Annotated in this window: 15 protein-coding genes; 6 read left to right on the top strand and 9 right to left on the bottom strand. The window is 56.6% G+C overall.

What is annotated here, in order from left to right:
- Positions 1-214 precede the first annotated feature (214 nt).
- From ASQ50_RS06250 to urtA, 8 genes are all read right to left on the bottom strand, one after another.
- Entirely contained in the window at positions 215-1,318 is a 1,104-nt protein-coding gene (locus ASQ50_RS06250; protein WP_082888442.1) for an FRG domain-containing protein, read from the bottom strand.
- 203 nt (positions 1,319-1,521) lie between these two features.
- A complete protein-coding gene (locus ASQ50_RS06255) occupies positions 1,522-2,769 on the bottom strand; it encodes a hypothetical protein (protein ID WP_058092767.1) in 1,248 nt (415 codons plus the stop codon).
- Between the two features lies 1 nt (position 2,770).
- Positions 2,771-3,787, bottom strand: coding sequence for a nucleoid-associated protein (locus ASQ50_RS06260; RefSeq protein WP_058092766.1), 1,017 nt, complete (start codon positions 3,785-3,787; stop codon positions 2,771-2,773).
- 294 nt (positions 3,788-4,081) lie between these two features.
- On the bottom strand, positions 4,082-4,780 hold the full coding sequence (gene urtE / locus ASQ50_RS06265) for an urea ABC transporter ATP-binding subunit UrtE (protein ID WP_058092765.1): 699 nt from the start codon (positions 4,778-4,780) through the stop codon (positions 4,082-4,084).
- Complete coding sequence (gene urtD / locus ASQ50_RS06270; RefSeq protein WP_058092764.1) at positions 4,780-5,604, bottom strand: urea ABC transporter ATP-binding protein UrtD; 825 nt, start codon at positions 5,602-5,604, stop codon at positions 4,780-4,782. The genes urtE and urtD overlap by 1 nt, the downstream gene beginning before the upstream one ends.
- Positions 5,601-6,737: an urea ABC transporter permease subunit UrtC gene (urtC, locus tag ASQ50_RS06275; protein ID WP_058092763.1), complete on the bottom strand. Its 1,137-nt coding sequence runs from the start codon at positions 6,735-6,737 to the stop codon at positions 5,601-5,603. Before urtC ends, urtD begins: the two co-directional genes overlap by 4 nt.
- A gap of 3 nt (positions 6,738-6,740) precedes the next feature.
- Complete coding sequence (urtB, locus tag ASQ50_RS06280; protein ID WP_058092762.1) at positions 6,741-8,345, bottom strand: urea ABC transporter permease subunit UrtB; 1,605 nt, start codon at positions 8,343-8,345, stop codon at positions 6,741-6,743.
- Between the two features lie 73 nt (positions 8,346-8,418).
- Entirely contained in the window at positions 8,419-9,717 is a 1,299-nt protein-coding gene (gene urtA / locus ASQ50_RS06285) for an urea ABC transporter substrate-binding protein (RefSeq protein WP_058092761.1), read from the bottom strand.
- 341 nt (positions 9,718-10,058) lie between these two features.
- On the opposite strand from urtA, the gene atzF reads away from it, so the two are divergent.
- The 5 genes from atzF to ASQ50_RS06310 all read left to right on the top strand — a co-directional run bounded on the left by atzF (position 10,059) and on the right by ASQ50_RS06310 (position 18,444).
- Positions 10,059-11,900, top strand: a complete 1,842-nt coding sequence (gene atzF / locus ASQ50_RS06290) for an allophanate hydrolase (protein WP_058092760.1) — start codon at positions 10,059-10,061, stop codon at positions 11,898-11,900.
- Between the two features lie 58 nt (positions 11,901-11,958).
- Positions 11,959-15,591, top strand: a complete 3,633-nt coding sequence (uca, locus tag ASQ50_RS06295; RefSeq protein ID WP_058092759.1) for an urea carboxylase — start codon at positions 11,959-11,961, stop codon at positions 15,589-15,591.
- Between the two features lie 423 nt (positions 15,592-16,014).
- Positions 16,015-16,698: a GntR family transcriptional regulator gene (locus tag ASQ50_RS06300; protein ID WP_227513268.1), complete on the top strand. Its 684-nt coding sequence runs from the start codon at positions 16,015-16,017 to the stop codon at positions 16,696-16,698.
- Between the two features lie 419 nt (positions 16,699-17,117).
- Positions 17,118-17,390 carry a ComEA family DNA-binding protein gene (locus tag ASQ50_RS06305; protein WP_058092757.1) on the top strand — a complete coding sequence of 91 codons (273 nt, stop codon included), beginning with the start codon at positions 17,118-17,120 and terminating at the stop codon, positions 17,388-17,390.
- Between the two features lie 109 nt (positions 17,391-17,499).
- Positions 17,500-18,444 (top strand): DMT family transporter, encoded by a 945-nt coding sequence (locus ASQ50_RS06310; RefSeq protein WP_058092756.1) that lies wholly within the window; start codon positions 17,500-17,502, stop codon positions 18,442-18,444.
- Between the two features lie 34 nt (positions 18,445-18,478).
- Here ASQ50_RS06310 and gloA read toward each other — a convergent pair whose 3' ends face one another.
- Positions 18,479-19,027, bottom strand: a complete 549-nt coding sequence (gene gloA / locus ASQ50_RS06315) for a lactoylglutathione lyase (protein ID WP_058092755.1) — start codon at positions 19,025-19,027, stop codon at positions 18,479-18,481.
- 155 nt (positions 19,028-19,182) lie between these two features.
- Here gloA and ASQ50_RS06320 point away from each other — a divergent pair, with 155 nt between their 5' ends.
- Positions 19,183-19,839: a GntR family transcriptional regulator gene (locus ASQ50_RS06320; protein WP_058092754.1), complete on the top strand. Its 657-nt coding sequence runs from the start codon at positions 19,183-19,185 to the stop codon at positions 19,837-19,839.
- Positions 19,840-19,896: the final 57 nt, after the last annotated feature.

The following is a 19,896-nucleotide window of genomic DNA, read 5'->3' on the forward strand; positions in this document are numbered from 1 at the left end:
ATGACTGCGTAGAGCAATATGCTGGGGAAAACCGGGCACAATCACCATGGCCTGCCTTGGCATAAACACCTCCTTGCCTTTAAACGAAAGATTTCACGCTGTGGGCAGCGTAGTCGATGTTAACCGAAGTACAGGGAGAGTTGGTAATGGCTCAGGTTAAAACTGGAGCATCAGAGGATACTGCTAAAACAAATCCGTCCCGCATTTCTACTTTTCAGGACTCGAAGTTTGCTTCTTTCAGGGCCTCGCAAACGCCATCAATCCCTGGAAACATCGATCCTGCTGTTATCCCCATATACCGAAGATCATCCATTGCAGTATCTCTTTCTGAGTACGGAATGTCGACAGCATAGATATACTTTCTTTTATTCTCCTCTTCACGGGACAGTACGTGACCTTCAATATCGGCCACATTCGTAACGGTAGTAATGGCTTGCTGTGGAGACTGCCTAGGATTATTTACAGACAAAAACTCCATAACAGAAAGGTGTGGATTTGGACATATCAGCTGAGGCAACTGATTGAAGTCATTAACCCAAGCCTCTTTATCAAAGAGAAATATCCTTACGTGCTCTTTTTCCTTGGAGTTCTTTTTTACATCTCGAAACGCAAAGAATGCAGCTACATATGGCGAATAAGACCAGTCCAGCAATGGCGTAGGGTATCCATGGTGCTGAAGGAGATTCAGAAAGGCACCATTTTGTTCCGGCACAGATATATCAAAAAAATGGCTAGTTAACCCGCTGACTCGACGGTGCAAAGTAACAACATCATCATTAATAAACTTATTTATTAAATACCTATTCCTTCTATGAAACGAGGTCCTAAGTGGCCACGGCTTTGACTGACCACGAAATAGAAATTGTGATCCAGAAAAGCCAGAAAGGTACTGTTTAAAGCCATCCCAGTTTAACACCCTCTCGGAAACTCTAGAGCAGTCTGGTGCGCGAAAATTAGTGGCTTTTCCGCTAAACTTCGCCCCACCATCTACTGATTCTATGATTACATTATCGCCCGAAAATTTAACATCGACGTCGAGATTATCGTTATGGTATACCGATTCCGGGTATAAGTGTTTTATCAAGCCCCAACTAGTTTGCCTTCCACTTCTTGGGTCAATGGCATTCACCGACGCCGTCACACGGTGACCGGCCCCCTTATGCCGAGTAATTGCGTAGCCGACTGATGCGGGTATTTCATGACTGTCAGGAGAGACATAAACTTCAATTTCGAAATGATCTCCAACCTCGTCGATATTAACCATCATTTTTCCATCTACGTTCTCACCTCGATACGATCCCGTCCACTGCCCACGCATAAAGAAATTCCGCTCCGATAATATGTAAAATATACGAGAAATTATTTCTGACTGACACTTAATCAGGGATATATACTACTCTCCCGCCCGGAAACGCAAGGAATCGTAAAAATAAGTATCTCTCTATCTATTCCAGTTTATTTCATAAGAGCTTACCTGCCCCAGTTTCTTCTTTAGAGCGAATGTATGAAGTAGCCAGTAAACTACCCACGCCCCCACCACTCAAAGAACGCAAACATACATAACTTCATGCGACCGAAGGATTCTTCAACCCACGAAAGTGACTCCATGAATTGCACAAAGTCATGGTGATTCAGATAGATGTACAAGCCTGCTGGCAGAATTACCAGGGTAATGCTTACAGCGAAATCCACAGCGCGCCCCAATCTTCTTTGGGATTTATATCGCCCATCTACAACTTGATAGTCTTCTTCAAAGCTTGATGCAAACACTTTGTATTCTTCTTTCAGGCTGTTTTTCTGGCTGTCGATCTCGCTTTTTACAGTTTTTAAACTTGAAAAGTAATTCCTTAGCACAAAACTCAGAAGAAACGCAAAACTTAGAGCAGCAGCAACAATTGAGAGATTCTTTATTGAACCTGAAGAACCAGCCTCCATTTGCCCAGCAGCGAGTAGCCCCGCTATGGGTAACGTCAGTAATTGGGTTTGTATATCACTGAAAACCGAATTAATACGAACAAGGTGCTGTGCAATCTCAGCTTTATTCTTTTTCCTAATCCTCTCAAAGGAAAACTCAGATACATATAAATCGTAATTCTGATGAATCCTAGTTACCAAACGATCAAAGTTAGCTAAAAAGTAAGAAAAACGTTCGGCCGCATCAACATCTCTCAGTGCATCAGAAATTACTTTTTTAAAAACTGTGCTTTTTTGCTTTCTATGAGCCTTATCTGAGAACAACTCAACGAAGTCCTGATACTTTTCCCATTCTCGAAAATCTTGAGATCCATAAACGATAGGTATTTCAATCTTTTCCGAAGAAAGAAAAATTAATGTTTTTTCGCCAGAAGATTTATCTTCATGATCAGCAATGGAATCTATAATGCTTATAAGAGAAACAACCTTCACGTACGTCTTTAACAAATAGCCTTCTGGCTCATCATGAAGACCATAAAAATCAAAAGGCTTGAAAAGCAAAACTCTTTCTGGCGACTTACTTCTATAGGTGTTGTGGCTCATCAAGTCATCGATAGACCTAGCTACAAAAATTTCGCTCTTTTGATCCGATAAAAATGACAGATTTTTTTCCTGACCTACATTCAGCCGAAGAGCTCCGAGGAGCATACCGAAATCATTCAAGGAATCGAACAATCCTTTATTCTCTTCAGTTATTTTCGAACTAAACTTATATTCAAGCCCTTCCCATTCTCCATCAGGAAACTCAGAGAATAAACGCTTAATTAACCGAAACTTATCATCAGCTTCAGCCACGTCACTTCATCCCTCTCAATTCTTCAAGGAAATCAGCAGGCAACTCTTTTACGATCAGGCAGTCATTATCATCTAGATCAACTAGAGTCCCGAAGGAATCAACACTAAACTGAACGTGTACATCACCCTTCTTCATTTTTAACGTTCTCAGTTTTTTAAATACCGACTTCACCGGGTCAAAATGATTGCTGATTGGATATTCTTCAGAGTGTGCGTTCAAAAATTCAATGAATTTCTCGGGTTCTTCCTCATTGATTCTCTGAGATAGCATTACGAGGTCAACCTGCTCTTCAGCAGATAGCTTCTCTTGACAATAGTTCAATACGACCCCACGAAGATTTTTCTGCTCTTCGGGTGACATTTCGTTCTCTTCTGCAAATACCCGAACGGCCTCTACAAGGTATTCGTTCATTGCCTTGGCGCTTGCTAACTCTTCACAGCCAATAAAATTCTGGAAGTATTCAGAATGTTCAGAAGAGCTTGATCGACTTTTTGCAAAAGACAGATACTTTTCTTCGCCTTCCTTCCACCGACTGATATCGACCTTGGCCATCTCGTGTAGCCGGTCCAGATCCAAATGCATGGCATCAGTCAAGTTAAGTTTGTCATCGAAGGCAAGTCCCGGACGATCTTTGATCGAAGCAACAATTAAACTATGACTTCCATCTTCATCAACATACTCAGCGAAAAGCACATAGCCACCGGTGGCGAGCCTTACATCCTTGATTTTCGCTTCCAGAATAGACATCGCCAATTTAGAAAAGGTTAAAAAGTCGAGGTCATCAGTCTCATCAAGATATTGAGATAGGCGTCTACTAAAAGGGAAGTTGTCTTGGTCATCGATGAATTCGCCATACCCTCTACCCGTTTTGTTGCTGTATAGCTTCCGCAACGACCCCACTAGCTCAAGGAGGTCATCATTAATATCGAGAAGCCCATCATCGGGCCTTTCCACCACTTCTACTGGTCCCTGCCTCTCCTTCTTCAAAAGGTGTACCACCGCGTTTTTGATATTCACATCGAATCCTTTACTCTATTATTAGAATCCTAAGTCTTTTGAAGCATAGGGCCCTTGAGACGCATGATCAAGATGCAGATCAGTCATTTCCTGTGGTTGCTCAACACACCTTCAGCCGTTCCGGCCCTCCGTGCATGTAGAATTTACGTTGCACCCTGAGCGGCTCTTGGTGGCGCACATAGATCATTCAGATTGGGACATTGTCGCCATCCCCAGAAGCCAGAGCCCAGAAAAATATACGCCTTATTCTTATTACAGCTAGAATCATGGGTGGGTTCGATGGGCTATAAACCGTCACACAGTCAGATGCTTCTTGATCAGTTCATCAGTCAACCCCACAATCTCATCCTCAGCAACCCGCCTCCCCCGATCCAAAATCGCAAACCGATCCGCATACTTCCGCGCAAACGGCAACTTCTGCTCAACCAGCAGAACAGTGAGTCCATCCTCTTCGATAAGCCGGCGGATCACTTCTCCGATTTGAGCGACGATGTTCGGCTGAATCCCCTCCCCCGGCTCATCCAGAATCAGCAGCCTGGGCTCGATCACCAGCGCCCGCCCTATGGCCAGTTGCTGTTGCTGCCCGCCAGACAGGTCACCGCCTCTGCGGCGTTTCATTTCCTTCAGCACCGGAAACAGCTCATACACCCGCTCCGGAATTTTCTTGCTGCCGTCTTTACGCACTGCCAAACCGGTGCGCAGGTTTTCTTCCACGGTCAGCAGCGGGAATATCTGCCTGCCCTGGGGCACGTAGCCGATGCCGAGGCGTGATCGGTCTTCGATTTTCTTTTTGGTGAGTTCCACATCCTGGGCGAATTCGATGCTGCCGCTTTTGGTGGTTTCCTCGCCCATGATGCATTTCATCAGGGTGGTTTTGCCCACGCCGTTGCGGCCCATTACGCAGGTGCACTGGCCCTGGGGGATGTCCAGGTCCAGGTCCCAGAGGGTGTGGCTTTCACCGTAGTATTGGTTCAGCTTCTGGATCTTGAGCATTACGCCTCCTCCCCCAGGTATACCTTGATCACTTCCGGGTCGTTGGAGACCTGGTCCATGGTGCCTTCGGCCAGCACGCTGCCCTGGTGCAGTACGGTCACCTGACGGGCGATGGAACGCACGAAGCCCATGTCGTGCTCTACCACCACAACGGACTGTTTTCCGGCCAGGCTGGTGAGCAATTCGGCGGTGCGTTCCATTTCCTGTTCAGTCATGCCGGCGACGGGTTCGTCCACCAGCAGCAGCCGGGGTTTCTGCATCAGCAGCATGCCGATTTCCAGCCACTGTTTCTGGCCGTGGGAGAGGATGCCGGCGGGTTTGTCCCGCAGGGTTTTGAGTTTGATCATCTCCAGCACTTCGTCGATGCGATCCCGGTATTCGGGTTTCATGATGGCGGTCAGGGTTGGGAATATGCGTTTGTCGGCGGCCATGGCCAGTTCCAGGTTTTCGAACACGGTGAGGGCTTCAAACACCGTGGGTTTCTGGAACTTGCGGCCGATGCCCAGGCTGGCGATGTCTGGCTCGTTCATGGTGAGCAGGTTGTGGCGGCTGCCGAACCATACGGAGCCGGTATCCGGCCGGGTTTTGCCGGTGATGATGTCCATCATGGTGGTTTTGCCCGCGCCGTTGGGGCCGATAATGCAGCGCAGCTCGCCGTCGTCGATGGTCAGGTTCAGGTTGTTGATGGCCTTGAAGCCGTCAAAGCTCACGTTCACGTCTTCCAGGTACAGGATCGGGCCATGGCGCACATCCACCGGGGAGGCGGCGGGGGCCAGGAATTCAAATACCCGGTCGCGGTTGGCCAGTTGTTCGAACATGCTCATGCGGTGGCCTCCTGCCCGGTGGTGGTATCGTCGTCTTTGGCTTTTCGGCGTTTTTGCAGCAGGCCGGCAATGCCCTTGGGCAGGAACACGGTCACCAGCACAAACAGCGCGCCCAGGGCGAACAGCCAGGCATCCGGCATTACGCCGGTGAACACGGTTTTGGCGTAGTTCACCAGGATGGCGCCAATCACGGCACCGTACAGCGTTGAGCGGCCACCGAGGGCCACCCACACCACGATCTCGATGGAGAACAGCGGCGAGAATTCGCTGGGGTTGATGATGCCCACTTGCGGCACGTACAGGGCCCCGGCCACGCCCGCCAGCATGGCGGACACCACGAATACGAACAGCTGCACCCGCTCTACCCGGTAACCCAGAAAACGGGTGCGGGCTTCGGCGTCCCTGCAGGCCACGCTTACCCGGCCGAGTTTGCTGGTGACAATGCCCCGGCAGATCACATAGCCAATGGCCAAAGCGATGCCGGTGGCGATGAACAGCCCCAGCCGGGTGGCGTCGCTGCGCAGGTTAAAGCCGAGGATGTCGCGGAAGTCGGTCAGGCCGTTGTTGCCGCCAAAGCCCATTTCGTTGCGGAAGAAGGCCAGCATCAGGGCAAAGGTGAGCGCCTGGGTGATGATGGACAGGTACACCCCGGTTACCCGGGAGCGGAAGGCCAGAAAGCCGAACACCAGCGCCAGCAGGCCCGGAGCCAGCAGCACCATGATGAAGGCAAACCAGGCCATGTCGAAGCCCTGCCAGTACCAGGGCAATGTGTCCCAGTTCAGGAACACCATGAAGTCTGGCAGCACCGGGTCGCCGTACACGCCGCGATCACCGATCTGGCGCATCAGGTACATGCCCATGGCGTAACCGCCGAGGGCAAAGAACGCACCGTGGCCCAGGCTGAGAATGCCCAGGTAACCCCACACCAGATCCACCGCCACCGCCAGCAGGGCGTAGCACAGGTATTTGCCCAGCAGGGTAACGGTGTAGGCGCTTACGTGCAGCGCGCTGTCCTGTGGCATGAACAGGTGCAGAAACGTGACTACTATCAAAGCGCCGAACAGCACGCCCAGGAAGATCTGGGTGGAACGCTCCTGCAGGGGCCGGAGCAGCCAGGTTTGTGATGACGCCATAACTCAGCCCTCCGCAGCCCGGCCTTTCTGGGGAAAGAGTCCCCGCGGCCGTTTTTGAATGAACAGGATGATCAGTACCAGCACCATGATCTTGGCCAGTACCGCGCCAGCCCAGGGTTCCAGAATCTGGTTGATGGTGCCCAGGGTAAGCCCGGCTACCAGGGTGCCCCACAGGTTACCCACGCCGCCGAACACCACCACCATGAAGGAATCGATGATGTAGTTCTGGCCCAGGTTGGGGCCTACGTTGGTGATCTGTGACAACGCCACACCCGCCAGCCCGGCCACGCCGGAGCCCAGGGCGAAGGTCATGATGTCCACCTTGGTGGCCTTGATGCCCATGGAGCGGGCCATGGCGCGGTTCTGGGTAACGGCGCGCACTTCCAGCCCCAGGCGGGTTCTGCGCATGATCAGCATCAGCCCGGCGAACACCACCAGGGCAAAACCAATCACGTACAGGCGGTTAAGGGTGAGCGACAAGGCCTCGTTGATCATGATGGAGCCGCTCATCCATTCCGGGGTAACCACGGTGCGGTTGAGCGGGGAAATCACGGTGCGCACCAGTTGCTGCAGAATCAGGCTGATGCCGAAGGTGGCCAGCAGGGTTTCCAGCGGGCGGCCTTTGAGGTGCTGGATCACGCTGCGCTCAATGATGATGCCCGCCAGCGCGGCCACCATGAAGCCGGCGGGAATGGACAGAATCAGCGCCAGCCCCGGTTGGCCGGGAAACAGTTGCTGCATGCCCCAAGTGGTGTAGGCACCCAGCATGATCAGTTCACCATGGGCCATGTTGATCACGCCCATTACACCGAAGGTGATGGCCAGGCCGATAGCGGCCAGCACCAGTACGGAACCGAGGGAAAGGCCGAAGTACAGGGTTTCGGCGGCGCGGTTCATTTTCAGTTTCTGTTCGATGCTGGCCAGGGCTTTTTCGGCGGCCGCGGCGATGGCCGGGTCGTCACTGCTGGCCGCGTTGTTCAGGGCAGCCCGTACGCGGGCGTTCAGACTGCCGGAAAGTTGTTCGATGGCGTTGATGTCGCCTTGTTCCAGTTGGTGGATAGCCAGGGCATTGGCCAACAATTCGCGTACCTGGCTGTTTTCTTCCACCTCAAGCCGTTCTTTGATCAGCGGCGCCATGACGGTGTCTACCCGGCCCAGAAGATGGCGAGCGGCTGCGCTGCGTGCCCGGTGATCGGCTACCGTCAGGTCTACCACCGAGAGAATGCCTTCCACCTGGCTGCGCAGGGCGTTGTTCACCCGAATGCTGTCCAGCTCCCGGCGAGACATTTCACCCATGCTGTCACCGGTCACGGCGCTGGCCACTTGCCAGTTGCGCCCGGTGTTGTTGGTGACCAGCACCACGTAGCCGGAAGACTTTACGGTGGCGAGCTTGCCGCCGGCAAAGGCTTCCAGCCAGCTGCGGGCCCGTTCGTCGCCGCTTTCTGCAATCTGTTTCAGTACCTTGCTTTTCTCGGCGTTGTTGGCTTCTGCGAGCCGTTGCAACAGCGTTTGGGCGGTGTCGTCCTGCACCTGGGCAGTGGCCACCGCCGGCCCCAGGGCCAGGTACCAGGCCAAAGCGAGCCCGGCGAGCAGTCGGAAGATGCTCATGGTTCATTCCTGTTGGCGTTGAAATGAGGGTGGAAAAGCCGGGCAGGCACGCTCACCTGCCCGGTTGGGTCGCTTAGTTGGAAGCCACTTCCGCAGAGCCACCGCACTTGCCGGTCACTACGTTGAAGTTGCCGCAACGCAGCGGGGCGCGCCAGTCACTGATCAGGTCTTTGGAACCCGGCAGGAAGTCAGACCAGGCATCGCCAGCCACAGTAGACGGCGTTTCCCAGACCACGGAAAACTGGCCGTTGTCCTGGATCTCGCCAATCAGCACCGGCTTGGTGATGTGGTGGTTGGGCATCATGGTGGCAATGCCGCCGGTGAGGTTGGGCACAGCTACGCCGATGATCGCGTCTTTGATGGCGTCGACATCGGTGGTGCCGGCTTTCTTCACCGCCTCGATGTACATGTTGAAGCCAATGTAGTGGGCTTCCATCGGGTCGTTGGTGACGGCTTTTTCGTCGCCTTTGAACTCAACCCAGGCGTCGATGAAGTCGTAGTTGGCTTCGTTATCCACGCTCATGAAGTAGTTCCAGGCGGCCAGGTGGCCCACCAGCGGCGCGGTGTCGATGCCGGAAAGCTCCTGCTCACCCACGGAGAAGGCCACCACCGGAATGTCGGAGGCGGAAACACCCTGGTTACCCAGTTCCCGGTAGAAAGGCACGTTGGCATCACCGTTGATGGTGGAAACCACGGCGGTTTTCTTGCCGGCGCTGCCGAAGCTCTTGATGTCGGAAACGATGGACTGCCAGTCGGAATGCCCAAACGGGGTGTAGTTGATCATGATGTCCGCATCGGCCACGCCCTGGTCTTTCAGGTAGGTTTCCAGGATGCGGTTGGTGGTGCGCGGGTACACGTAATCGGTGCCGGCCAGTACCCAGCGCTCAACGCCCAGGTCGTTCTTCAGGTAATCCACCGCCGGAATGGCCTGCTGGTTGGGCGCAGCGCCGGTGTAGAAGACGTTTTCAGAAGATTCCTCACCCTCGTACTGCACCGGGTAGAACAGCAGGCCGTTCAGCTCTTCCACCACCGGCAGCACGGATTTACGGGACACCGAGGTCCAGTTTCCGAAAATCACGTCTACTTTTTCTTTCTCCAGCAGTTCCCGTGCCCGCTCAGCGAACAGCGGCCAGTTGGAGGCGGGGTCTACCACTACCGGCTCCAGCTTGCGGCCCAGTACACCGCCTTCGGCGTTCTGCTTTTCGATCAGCATCAGCATGGTGTCTTTCAGTGCGGTTTCACTGATAGCCATGGTGCCGGAGAGGGAATGCAGAATGCCCACTTTGATGGGGTCTTCCGCCGCCATGGCGTGGAAGGAGACAGACAGTGCCAGTGCAGACAGGCCCATTTTCACGTGTTTTTTGATGCTCATGTTGTGCGTCCTTTTCGTTGGGTTATAAGTCGTCAAACGCAACGGGGTGATTGCATCTGCCGTTCCAACTCCTACAAAAAGCACCAAAAACCAACAAGTTATCTAGTATACAAGCTAACCAGAAGCCGCTATGGCCGGTAATTTACCCGGATTAAGGCCTGATTTTGGTGCCTTCTGGCGTGATTCTGCGCCTTACTGGTGCATGCCGGTTTTGCCCAACTATCATGCAAAAACCATTAACCAACTGTTTTTATTGAAATAGTGACGTTTATCCGGTGTCTGGCACGCAGCTTGCCATTGCTCATGTATACAAGTTTGACCACACATGAGGACAACATCCCATGCCAACCACCCTTGGATGGACGATCGCAGACTGGCAACAGGCCTATAGAGAAGGCGCCGAGCCGGAAGCTCTGATCAGCAAACTGCTGGATTACCTGAAAGGTGACGACAACGCCTGGATCTCCCGGTTGGGCGCAGACGGCTTCCACCAGGCTATGGCCGAACTGGCGGACCAGTTGGAAACCGTTGACGGTGATCTGGAGCAGTTACCGCTTTATGGCATTCCGTTCGCGGTGAAAGACAATATTGATGCCGCCGGCTTTGAAACCACCGCCGCCTGCCCGGCCTTTGCCTACACCCCCGAGCAAGACGCCACCGTGGTGCGCAAACTGAAAGCCGCTGGCGCCGTGGTGATTGGCAAAACCAATCTGGACCAATTCGCCACCGGGCTGGTGGGCACTCGGTCCCCTTACGGTGCCGTGCCCAACAGTTTTAACCCGAAGATGGTCAGCGGCGGCTCCAGCTCCGGTTCTGCCTCGGTGGTGGCCCGGGGCCTGGTGCCCTTTGCCCTGGGTACCGACACTGCAGGCTCCGGCCGGGTGCCAGCAGGCCTGAATAACCTGGTGGGGTTAAAGCCCACCAAGGGCCTGTTCAGTATCAGCGGTGTGGTACCGGCGTGCCGGTCGCTGGATTGCGTGTCGGTGTTCGGCCTCACCATTGCCGATACCGCACGGGTGGCTGAGGTGATGGCCGGCTTTGATAAAGCCGACGCCTTTTCCCGGAAAGCGCCCAGCGCCCTGCCCCTGGATGCCCCCGCCATTCGCCGCCCCGGCCCGGTGCAGCGCCTGGCCATTCCTGAACACCCCGAGTTCTTTGGTGACCAGCAGGCGGAAGCGGCCTGGAATACCGCGTTGAGCCAATGGCGCCAGTTGGATACCGCCGGTGTGGAACTGGTGCGCCTGGATTTCAGCCCGCTGCTGGAACTGGCCGCCCTGCTCTATGAAGGCCCGTGGGTGGCCGAGCGCCATGCGGCGGTGCAAGGGTTTATGGCAGGCCACGCCGGCGATATGAACGAGACGGTGCGTTCCATTATCAGCAAGGCCGGGAACTTCACCGCCACCGACACCTTCAACGCCCAGTACCGCAAGGAAGAGCTGCTGCGGCAGATTGATACGCTGCTGGCAGAAGTGGATGGCCTGCTGGTGCCCACTGCCCCGATCGCGCCCACCATTGAAGCCGTGAATGCCGACCCGGTATCGCTGAACAGCCAGCTGGGCACTTACACCAATTTCGTGAACCTGGCGGATTTGTGCGCCCTGGCGGTGCCCGCCGGCTTCCGGGACGACGGCCTGCCCTTTGGCGTGACCTTGATAAGCGGTGCCTGGAAAGACCGGGAACTGCAAACCCTGGCCAGCCAGTGGCTGAATGCCCACCCAACACCCCTGGGCGCCACAGATAAAGCCCGACCGGAGGAAGTGGTTACTTACCAACCGGCCGTTCCGACCATTCAGGTAGCGGTAGTCGGCGCCCATTTATCCGGCATGCCCCTGAACACCCAGCTTACCGAACGCAAGGCCCGGCTGCTGGAGCAAACCACCACCACGCCCAATTACCGCCTGTACGCCCTGCCCAACACCACTCCGCCCAAACCGGGCCTGAAGCGGGTGGAAGACGGCGGCTCCGAAATTGTGCTGGAAGTCTGGGAAATGGCCGCCTCGGAATTCGGCTCCTTCGTCGACCTGATCCCCGCGCCCCTCGGCATCGGCAATGTTGAGCTGGCCGATGGCCGCTGGGTAAACGGCTTTATCTGCGAAGGCTACGGCTTCACCGGCGCCAGAGACGTCACCGAATTCGGCGGCTGGCGCGCCTTTATCAAATCCGGGGCCGCCGCCCCCCAATGATGCGCATCGGGGTCAGACCCTGCGGGTCTGACCCCACCTACTCCGGAGATTAAATAACATGTTCAAAAAAGTCCTCATCGCCAACCGAGGCGAAATCGCCGTTCGCACCATTCGCACCCTGAAAGCCATGGGCATCGGCAGCGTGGCGGTTCACTCCCATGAAGACCGCCACAGCCTGCACGTCACCACCGCCGACGAAGCCGTGGCATTGGTGGGCAAAGGCGCCAGCGAAACCTACCTGGACAAGGCCCAGATTCTGGCGGCGGCCAAACAAACCGGCGCGGAAGCCATCATTCCCGGTTACGGCTTTTTGTCCGAGAACGCCGACTTCGCCGAAACCTGCGAGGCCGAAGGCATTGTGTTCATCGGCCCCACCCCGGAACAGATGCGCGAATTCGGCCTGAAACACCGGGCCCGTGAACTGGCGGAAGCCGCTGGCGTGCCCCTGGCCCCGGGCAGCGGCCTGCTGGAAACCCTGGACGAAGCCCTGCAAACCGCCGAGCGCCTGGGCTACCCGGTAATGCTGAAAAGCACCGCCGGCGGTGGCGGCATCGGCCTGACCCGCTGCAACAGCGACAGCGAACTGCGGGATGCCTTCGAAACCGTGCGCCGCCAGGGCCAGAGCTTTTTTAACGACAGCGGCGTGTTCCTGGAACGCTTCATCGCCCGGGCCCGCCATGTGGAAGTGCAGATGTTCGGCGATGGCCAAGGGAACGTGGTGGCCCTGGGCGAACGGGACTGCTCCCTGCAGCGGCGCAACCAGAAGGTGGTAGAGGAAACGCCGGCGCCTAACCTGCCGGCCGCCACGCGCCAGGCCATGCTGGATGCCGCCGTCTCCCTCGGGCAGTCGGTGAATTACCGCTCTGCCGGTACCGTGGAATACATTTACGATGCCGACCGGGACGAATTCTACTTCCTGGAAGTGAACACCCGCTTACAGGTGGAGCACCCGGTGACCGAGTCTGTCACCGGCCTGGACCTGATCGAGTGGATGCTGAAAATCGCCGCCGGCGAAAGCCCGGACCTGGCCAGCTTCCAGCCGGAACTGAACGGCGCCTCCATGGAAGTGCGCATTTACGCGGAAGATCCGCTGAAAGATTTCCAGCCCTCCCCCGGTGAACTGACCGATGTGTACTGGCCGGAACACGGCGTGCGGGTGGATACCTGGGTGGAAAACGGCAGTGAAGTGTCCGCCCACTACGACCCGATGATCGCCAAGCTGATTGTGCACGGCACCAATCGGGCCGACGCGCTGGCCAAACTGCGCCAGGCGCTTGCGGAAACCCGATTGATGGGCATCGCCACCAACCTGGATTACCTGCGCCAGGTGGTGGCCCAGCAAAGTTTTGAGGATGGCATTGTCTCCACCCGCGCGTTGGAGAGCTTCGAGTTCAAGCCGTCAGTGGCGGAAGTGCTGAAACCCGGCACCTACACCACGGTGCAGGATTACCCTGGCCGTGTGGGTTACTGGAACATCGGCGTACCGCCCAGTGGCCCGATGGACGACTACGCCTTCCGCATTGCCAACCGGATTGTCGGCAACCACAACGACGCCGCCGGCCTGGAGTCCACACTGATCGGCCCCAGCCTGAAATTCCACAAGGATTCCGTAGTAGCGCTGACCGGTGCGCTTACAGACGCGACCCTCGACGGCAAAACGGTGGAATTCTGGAAACCCATTACCGTCAAAGCCGGCCAGGTACTGGCCGTGGGCAAGGCCATCAAAGGTTGCCGTACCTATCTGGCGGTACGCGGCGGTTTTGATGTGCCGGTGTACCTGGGCAGCCGGTCTACCTTCGCCCTGGGCCAGTTTGGCGGCCACGGCGGCCGCCCGTTGCGCCCAGGCGACATGCTCGGCATCAGCCAGCTGGAACTGCCCGCCTGCACCACCCCGGGGCCAACCCACGACCCCGCCCCGGCAGACCCGGACCTTATCCCGGATTACCCCAACCACTGGGAAATCGGCGTGCTCTATGGCCCCCACGGCGCCCCGGATTTCTTCTCGGAAAAATCCATTGAGAAGTTCTTCGAGCAGGATTGGGAAGTACACTATAACTCCAACCGCCTGGGCATCCGCCTGAATGGCCCGAAACCGGAATTCACCCGTGAAGACGGCGGCGAGGCGGGCCTGCACCCGTCCAACATCCACGACACCGAATACGCCATCGGCTCCATCAACTTTACCGGTGATATGCCGGTCATCCTCACCAAAGACGGCCCCAGCCTGGGCGGTTTCGTGTGCCCGGTGACCATCGCCAAAGCCGAGTTGTGGAAAGTCGGCCAGGTAAAACCCGGCGACACCATCCGGTTTGTAGCGATTGATAACGACACGGCGGTGCAACTGGCCGAACGCCAGGAACTGGCCATCAAGAGCCTGATGGCCCCGCCGGCGGTCACCCTGGTGGCGCCTGACCTGGCGCCATTGAACGGTTTGTCTGCCACCATCCTGGCGCGCCTGAACGAAACCGACGGCCGCCCGGAAGTGACCTACCGCCAGGCCGGTGACCAGTACATTCTGCTGGAATACGGCGCCAACGTACTGGATTTGGGCGCCCGCATGCGCATCCACGCCCTGATGGAAGCCATCGCCGATGTACAACCCAACGGCCTGCTGGAACTGTCCCCCGGTGTGCGCTCCCTGCAGCTGAGGTACGACGCCCGCCTGCTGTCCCAGGAAGCGCTGATGACCTACCTGCTGGACCTGGAAGCCACCCTGCCGCCCACCGACGAACTGAAAGTGCGCAGCCGGGTCATCCACCTGCCCATGGCCTTCGAAGACAGCGCCACCCTGGAAGCCGTGGAGAAATACCGCCAGTCGGTCCGCGACACCGCGCCCTGGCTACCCAACAACGTCGACTTCATGCAACGCATCAACGGCCTGCCCAGCCGGGACGACGTCAAAGACGTGCTCTTCTCCGCCCGCTACCTGGTACTGGGCCTGGGCGACGTCTACCTCGGCGCCCCCTGCGCCGTGCCCCTGGACCCACGCCACCGGTTGCTGACATCCAAATACAACCCGGCCAGAACCTACACCGCCGAAGGCACCGTAGGCATCGGCGGCATCTACATGTGCATCTACGGCATGGATTCCCCCGGCGGCTACCAGCTGGTGGGCCGAACCCTGCCGATCTGGAACAAATACCTGAAAAACAAACAATTCGCCGAAGACGCCCCCTGGCTGTTACGGTTCTTTGATCAGGTATGCTACTACCCGGTCACCGAAGACGAACTGACGGAAATGCGCGACCAGTTCCGCGCCGGCAAGCTGGAAATCAAAATCGAAGAAGAAACCTTCGATCTGAAATCCCACCAGGCCTTTTTGGACGCCAACGAAAGCTCCATCGCCGAGTTCCGCAAGCTGCAGCAGGCGGCTTATGCTAAAGAGGTGGCTTTGTGGAAGGAGAGCGAAGCCGAAGAACTCGACCGCCTAGCCAAGGCCCCGCCAAAACCGGATACCTCAGACTTGGAGCGGTTTGGGGAGTTGGTGAGCGCGGAGATTGCCGGGAATATCTGGAAGTGCCTGGTGAAGCCGGGGGATACGGTGGCGGAGGGTGATCCGTTGGTGATCGTAGAGGCTATGAAGATGGAGTTCGAGGTAAATGCGACGCTGTCTGGCACCATCAGTGCCATGCACGTGGAGCCTGGTAAGTCTGTTACTCCCGGGGAGCCCCTGCTAAGCATTGAGGTTTAGATGGATGTTGGTTTCTGGCTTGGGAGATCGGCGCTTTTGGTGCTGGCCTGCTGTTTGGGTGATAGCGCCGCTGTGCGGGAACCCCTCCACAGACACGCCGTGAACCCATCCATGGGGGCTTGAGCGCAGCATCCATGCTGCGCACAGTCTGTGGAGGGGTTCCCGCACATCGGCTTGGCTGGCTCCTGTGATTGCGGCTATCACCTCTCGCAGGCTTAGGGAGTCGGGTTTGGGGATTGGGGAGGCCTTTCAAAAGTGTGTGCGACAGGGATGTCGCACTCAAGCCTACATGGACGTATTCACGGCGTCTTTTGAAAGGCCTCCCCAATCCCCAAAACCCAGCGCCAAACTCCAAAACAAGAGGACACCCCCAAAAAAGGGCAAACTCCGAAAATGAAAACGACCACCAAAAGAAAGGCCTCCATGGCAGACAGGGTTTACGAAGCCCTGAAGGACGATATTTTTGAGTTCCGCCTGATTCCCGGTGACAAGTTCAGCGAGGGCGACGTGGGTGCCCGCCTGAACGCCAGCCGGACACCGGTTCGCGAGGCCCTGTACCGACTGCAACGGGAAGGCTACGTCGATGTCCTGTTTCGCAGCGGCTGGCAGGTTAAGCCCTTTGACTTTCAGCAGGTGGAAGAACTCTACGACTTGCGGATTACCCTCGAACGGGCCGCCATGCACAAAATATGCGCCCGGCCCGAAGAACCCCAAACCCTGCGCACCCTGATTGCCATCTGGAACCCGGACCACCCCTCCGAACGGGCCGTGGGCAGCACCGTGCGGGCGCTGGACGAGAGCTTTCATTGCGACCTGGTGGCCGCCGCCGGCAATCGGGAGATGACCCGCATTCACCGGGAAATTACCGACCGCCTGCGGATTATCCGGCGGCTGGATTTCACCCGGGATGACCGGGTGGATGCCACCTATATAGAACACGCTCAGATTCTGGAAGCACTTCGCACCGGCCACGCTACCGATGCCGCCGACCGGCTGACCCGGCACATCCGGTCCAGCCAGAAAGCGGTGCGGGAAATCACCATGGAGAAGATAAAAGAGGCCGCTGAAGCCCATCGTGGCGGGCAAGAAATTGCCCAAAAAGTGTAGCGAAACAATGAACTTAGGTTCACCAGCAGGCTCACAGCGCTGTAGGAAATATCGCACACACCGACAGGCAGATGTCCGATTCTTAATGAACCGGCCAAGCGTAGAATGAGCATTGTCAGGGATGACAAGCCAGCACGGACGTTGGCTCAGGGATGGAAACTCCACGGAACCGGAGTTGCCCAATGGAACAGGGCTTACAGGGACGAACGCAAGGACGAAGTGCTCAGGATGATGCGCGCCTGATGGATCAGGCAGGGGTCAGCCACGGAATTTGAGGACTACACGGACTGTGGTCCCATTCCGTGCACTTACACAGCCTACCGTTTTACCGTTTCTCTCATCGCTCCAGCCCATTACCCACACCCACGGTTTGTTACTCCTGACGTCTCATAACAACGTCTTTAAAAAGGAGTTCTCCGATGAAACACACAGGCATTCTGGCTACCCTCGTTCTGCTGTTCTCTCTGGTCACAGGCTTCGCCCACGCTGAACAGCCGGCTACCATTAACATCAACCAGGCGGGCGTTGCCACGCTGGCCACCCTGAATGGCATTGGCGAAAGCAAGGCCGAGGCCATTGTGGCTTACCGCACTGAAAACGGTCCCTTCCAGTCTGTGGAAGACCTGGCCAATGTGAAAGGCATCGGTGCACGCACCGTTGAGCGCAATGCCGATCGGCTGTCTGCCGAGTAAGCGTTTAAGCCCTCCGGGCAGCCCTGGCTGCCCGTTCTTTCCCCTATAGCGCCAACTGCCAGCCACTGTTACCCTTTTTGGCTTTACATTCATTGCGTTGGCCACTTTCATGATTCATGGCGCTTTACTCATCGCGTTTGCGTCCCTGCTGTGGGGCACCACGGGCATAGTTGCCAAATTCCTGTTTACCGGCACCGAGTTGACCGGCATTACGCTTGCGCTATTGCGCCTGGTGGTTGCGTTACCGTTTTTCTACCTGTTGATGCGGCGGGAACAGCGACAGCTGGAAGTTCAACATCCCGGCCAGAAGGTCGCTGGTAGTTCACTGCGCGGGCTCAGCGCCAAAGCCTTATTACCATTAGCAGCAATGGGGTTATTCCAGGCGTTTTATCAGGGCAGTTATCTGGTGGCAGTGGATTTGACCGGGGCCGGTATTGCTACGCTCATCTCACTGTGCCTGCCGCCGGTTCTGGTGGCCATTCTGGCGGCACCCATGTTAGGCGAGAAGCCCGGCCCGCTGACACTGGCGGCGGCGTTTGCGGCCATCCTCGGCACTGGCATGCTGGTGGCCAGTGATATGGATACCGCAGGCACCTTGCGGCTTGCGGGTATTCTGATGGCGTTGCTTGCCGCCGCCGTGTACACCGGCTTTACCCTCACCAGTCGCTACAATTCCGCCGGCACACCGGTGTTTACCACGGCCTTTATCTGTTTTCTGACCGCCGCCATTCTGCTATTGCCGATAGTGGCGCTTACCGGTGGCTTTGCCGGGCTCGCCAGCCTGGGGCTGTCGCATTGGTTGATGGTGCTGTACATCGGCGTGGTGCCAACCTGTATTGGCTACCTGTGTTTCTTCGCGGGTATGAAGACCACTCCGGCCACGCTTTCCAGCATCATCGTGACGCTGGAGCCGCTGTTTGTAGCGCTGCTGGCCTGGGTGATTCTGGGAGAGGTTCTGGGCCCGGTAGGTATTGCCGGAGCGCTGATTCTGACCATCGCAGTGATTGTGGCCTCCCGCTACGGCAAAACCCCGGATACCAGTGCCGAGCACTGACACCGGGGTTCCGGCTGGTTAACCAGCGTAGAAATCAGCTGCCTTTGCGCTGCTTTTCCAGCATGTCCGGCTGCAGGACTTCAATCCAGTAGCCGTCCGGGTCTTTGATAAAGGCCAGGCCTTTCATCTTGCCGTCGTCCGGCTTTTTCACAAACTCCACACCCAGCTGTTCGAAGCGTTCGCTTGCGGCGTAGACGTCGGGCACGGCGATACCGATGTGGCCAAAACCCTGGGGCTGGTCGTTGCCGTTGTGGTAGGCAAAATCCGCGTCGGCTTCGGTGCCCCAGTTGTGGGTGAGTTCCAGCATGGCTTCCCGGCCGAATGTGTAGGTTGTGCGGTGAGCATCATCCATCGGCACAGACTCGGCCTGCTTGTCATCCAGATAGGCCAGAAAGTACAGGGTGAACTTCATTTCCGGGAAGTCCAGTTTACGCACCAGCCTCATGCCCATCACCCGTGTGTAGAAGTCCAGGGAGCGCTCGGGGTCTTTGATGCGCATCATGGTCTGGTTAAAGACATAGCCTTCGGTTTCGGGAACGGGGTCATCGTACAGGCCCGGGGCCTGCTCAAAATGCTTGGGCATGTTGGTTTTTCCTTACGTTTGGAGGATTCAGAACATATACCTGCGTGCGCCACAGACAGATTTCAAGGTAGTGACCGGCATTACTCCGGCTGTGCTACACTCCCGCCGTTCCACGTTTGTCTAACAACCCGACAGTGAGCAGACAGAGCCCCCCTATGGACTTTCAGGTGCCCAATACTCTGGCAGAACAGATTGCCAATTTCCTGGCCGAGCGCATCATGACCGGGCAGATTCGCCCCGGGGAGCGTATTCAGGAAGCCACCCTGGCGAACGAACTGAAAGTCAGCCGGGCATCGGTGAAGGAAGCGCTGTATACCCTGGAACGCTGGCACCTGGTGGAAATCACACCCCGAAAAGGCGCCTCGGCTACCAAACTGAACGCCGATTACGCTTCAGAGCTGTATGACGTGTACATGCACCTGCTGATGATGCTGGCCGCCCGCCTGTGTGGGCGTTGGCAGGAATCGGACAAGTCAATGATGCTGGACGCGGTGGCCCAGGTGGTGGACCAGGTAAAGCAACCAGCCGCCGACATTACCGCGGTGGTGGAGGCCAGTTTCGGGGTGATGGAGGCCTGCTGTAAGGTGGTGGACAACCCGTACCTGACAGAAGCCCTTTCCAACTTCAAACCCGCGGTCAGCCGCGCCTACTATCTCAGCGCGGAGCGGTATCGCCAGGGGCTGGCCCAAACCAGTCAGTTTTTCTCGGAACTTCCCCAGGCAGTCCTGGCCAGAGACGCCGACAAGGCCCAGGCGCTGATTCGCGGATTTGCCGAGCACCAGAAACAGCTGATTGAGCAGGCCCTGAGCTGAGGCTTTCAGAGGTTCAGCATTCAACTGGAGCCCCGGGTCTGTAATTGATCGGGCTAT

The organism is Marinobacter sp. LQ44 (assembly GCF_001447155.2).
Taxonomy (GTDB): domain Bacteria; phylum Pseudomonadota; class Gammaproteobacteria; order Pseudomonadales; family Oleiphilaceae; genus Marinobacter.